Here is a 2,645-nt window from a genome sequence, read left to right as displayed (position 1 = left end):
TGCGGCAGTCCCCCCGCCGGTACGCCCGCCGATACGCCCAGCGCCCCGGCAGGCGTCAGCGCCAGCCACAGCAGTCGCGCCGCGACCAGCCCGACCAGCGCCCAGCCGGCCACTTCGGCCGCCGTGAGCAGGCGGGCGGGCCACGGCGGTGTGTCCTTGGTCGCGATCAGCGGCTGCACCCTTAAAACCTCCATCCGCAAGCCCGATCGAGCCTAGCCGGATTCGCCCTCAGGGCCAGCCCCTATCGGCTGGATGTGACGTATCGGTGACAATCATGTTTCAGGCAAAGCAGATTGCGGCGGGCGACAGCCTCGCCAGCGCGCCTGTCACCTGGTGGGCAGCAGCAGGTTGTGGCGGCGCGGATATTGTCCACCAATCGGCGCTGGTCATGGTTGTGGCGGCGATCATAGCGTCTTCGACGCCTTGGATGCCCGCCACGCCGGTGATGGCATTCAGCGGCCCTGGCGTGCCATCAAACGGCACACCCAGGTCGCGGGCGCGCGGGAAGGCGCTGGTCAAACCGGCCCAGCCCAGGCCGATTATGGCCGCCATGGCCAGCAACTGCGTCTTCATGATCCTCCCCCCCCCGTGGCCTCGCCAGCCGAGGGGAAAGCTAACCAGAGCGGCCGGAGCGGCGCAACCGGCGTGTGCCGATATTTGACTTTCCCGCGCAACTCGTCCAAAGGCCGCTCACAACTCGATGGGCGCGTGATCGGAACGATAGGCTCCAAGGCCCCACCCCCCAAGCTTGCTTCCCTTGTCACGCGGGTTGCCAGTCAACCCTGGGTCTTTGGCCCTCCCGGTTGGCATGGTGCCTCCCGGGCGACTGATATTGTTGGAACAACTCAATCATGAATTTCTCTGAACTCGCTCTCGCGGAGCCGTTGTCGCGCGCCATTGCCGAAAAGGGTTACGATACGCCCAGCCCGATCCAGCAGGCCGCGATCCCGCCGGCACTGGCCGGCAACGACGTGCTCGGCCTCGCCCAGACCGGCACCGGCAAAACGGCAGCCTTTGCGCTGCCCATGCTGCACCGGCTGGCGGCAACGCCAAAACATCGCCTTAAAATCTCCACCCGCGCCCTCGTGCTCGCCCCCACCCGCGAACTCGCCAGCCAGATTGCTGCCAGCTTCCAGGCCTATGGTCGCTACATGAAGCTGTCGGTTGCCGTAGTATTCGGCGGCGTGCCGATCGGCCGTCAGGAACGCGCGCTGTTTCCGGGCGTCGATGTGCTGGTCGCCACGCCGGGACGTCTGCTCGATCTGGTGATGAAGGGTTCTTGCGACCTTGGCCATGTCGAAATGCTGGTGCTTGATGAATGCGATCAGATGCTGGATCTGGGTTTCATCCATGATCTCAAGCGCATAACCGGCTTGCTGCCCAAACAACGCCAGACGATGCTGTTTTCCGCAACGCTGCCGCCGGCGATCGAGGAACTGGCCCAGCGTTACCTGCGCAACCCGGTGAAGGTTGCCGTGCAGCCGGCCGCCACCACGGTCGAACGCGTCGTGCAATCGGTAATCCATGTCTCCCAAACCGAAAAGCTGGCATTGCTGGCCAATTTGCTGGTGAGCGAGGACGTGGCCAGCACCATCGTCTTTACCCGCACCAAACACGGTGCCGACCGCGTGGTGCGCCAGCTGGCGGCCCACAAGATCACCGCCGAAGCCATCCACGGCAACCGCAGCCAAGCCCAGCGCACGCGGGCGCTCACCGGTTTTCGCACTGGTGAAGTCAAGGTGCTGGTGGCGACCGATATCGCCGCCCGGGGCCTCGACATCCCGGCGGTGAGCCATATTTTCAACTATGAATTGCCCAACGTGCCCGAACAATATGTGCACCGTATCGGCCGCACCGCGCGGGCTGGCCGTGATGGCCGGGCGATTGCGCTGTGCGCTCCCGATGAACGCCCGCTGCTCAAGGATATCGAGCGCACTATCCGCATGCAGCTGGACGTGCAGGCGCTGCCGCCCAATTTCCGCGATCTGGTGGGGCTGACGGCCAAGCTGATCAAGGCCAGCCCGGCCGCTGCCGATCCGCCGCGTGAAGAGCGTGGTTCCGACCGCAGCCGCGGCGGCCATTCCGGCCGCGACCCGCGCGCCGTGGTGCATGCCGATGGCCGTGGAGGGGGCGGCCGTGATGGTGCGCCTCGCCGCGAAGGCGGCCAGGGCCGTCCCGGCGGCGGCCGCCCGCAGCAGGGCCGTCCCGGCGGCGGCTTTGGCGGCCAACGCACGGGCCAGCGCGACAATGGCAACCGGCGTTCGCCCGCCGGTCGCTGAATTTCTGACAGAAAAAACCCCCGCCAGAGCGATCTGGCGGGGGTTTTTCTTTAGTTTCAGGTTGGCTGGATCAGGCGACGGTGGCCTTGACGATCTTGCCCGGGCTGCGCGGCGGTTCACCCTTGGGCAGCGCATCGACAAATTCCATGCCCGACGTCACTTCGCCCCACACCGTGTATTGGCGATTCAAGAAGCTGGCATCATCGAGGCAGATGAAAAACTGGCTGTTGGCGCTGTTCGGCGCGCTGGTACGCGCCATCGAGCACACGCCGCGCACGTGCGCCACGTCGTTGAATTCGGCCTTCAGGTCGGGCAGGTCGGAACCGCCGGTGCCGGTGCCCTTGGGGCAGCCGCCCTGCGCCATGA

Annotated in this window: 3 protein-coding genes; 1 reads left to right on the top strand and 2 read right to left on the bottom strand. The window is 65.9% G+C overall.

From position 1 onward, the window contains the following. Nucleotides 1-279: 279 nt before the first annotated feature. Complete coding sequence (locus ACESL8_RS00210) at nt 280-573, bottom strand: hypothetical protein (RefSeq protein WP_372914671.1); 294 nt, start codon at nt 571-573, stop codon at nt 280-282. 278 nt (nt 574-851) lie between these two features. Here ACESL8_RS00210 and ACESL8_RS00205 point away from each other — a divergent pair, with 278 nt between their 5' ends. Continuing rightward, complete coding sequence (locus tag ACESL8_RS00205) at nt 852-2,279, top strand: DEAD/DEAH box helicase (protein WP_372914669.1); 1,428 nt, start codon at nt 852-854, stop codon at nt 2,277-2,279. A gap of 70 nt (nt 2,280-2,349) precedes the next feature. Here ACESL8_RS00205 and ACESL8_RS00200 read toward each other — a convergent pair. Next, nucleotides 2,350-2,645: peptidylprolyl isomerase (locus ACESL8_RS00200; protein ID WP_372914667.1), on the bottom strand; the 296-nt coding region annotated here is incomplete at its 5' end.

Origin of the sequence: Sandarakinorhabdus sp., from assembly GCF_041689835.1 — a bacterium.
Classification (GTDB): domain Bacteria; phylum Pseudomonadota; class Alphaproteobacteria; order Sphingomonadales; family Sphingomonadaceae; genus Sandarakinorhabdus.
This window is presented reverse-complemented; position numbering and strand designations above follow the sequence as displayed.